The organism is Alienimonas chondri, from assembly GCF_013036045.1.
GTDB lineage: Bacteria > Planctomycetota > Planctomycetia > Planctomycetales > Planctomycetaceae > Alienimonas > Alienimonas chondri.
In genome coordinates, this window is the sequence record NZ_WTPX01000034.1 from 1 (window position 1) to 299 (window position 299).

Below are 299 nucleotides of genomic sequence, written 5' to 3' on the forward strand. Positions count from 1 at the left end.
CTGACGCTGGACTGGGACGCCTACGCAAAACTGCCGCGGACCGAGGTGTTCGCGGACTTCCATTGCGTGACCCGGTGGAGCCGGCTGGGCACGACGTGGGGCGGCGTGAGCACGCGGACGATCGCGGACCTCGCCGGCTGGCCGACGGGCGAGGGCACGAACGAACGCTTCGTGATCGCCGGCGGGGCGGATCAGGTCGGCGGGAAGAACTGGACGACGAACCTGCCGCTGGCGGATTTTTTGTCTCCGCATGCCCTGCTGTGCGACACGGCGGACGGGTTGCCGCTGAGCGCCGATCA

General features: G+C 69.2%; 1 protein-coding gene. It reads left to right on the plus strand.

Features of this window, described 5'->3' with window-relative positions; translation table 11 throughout:
• Nucleotides 1-299: molybdopterin-dependent oxidoreductase (locus LzC2_RS07240; protein WP_171185312.1), on the plus strand; the 299-nt coding region annotated here is incomplete at both ends.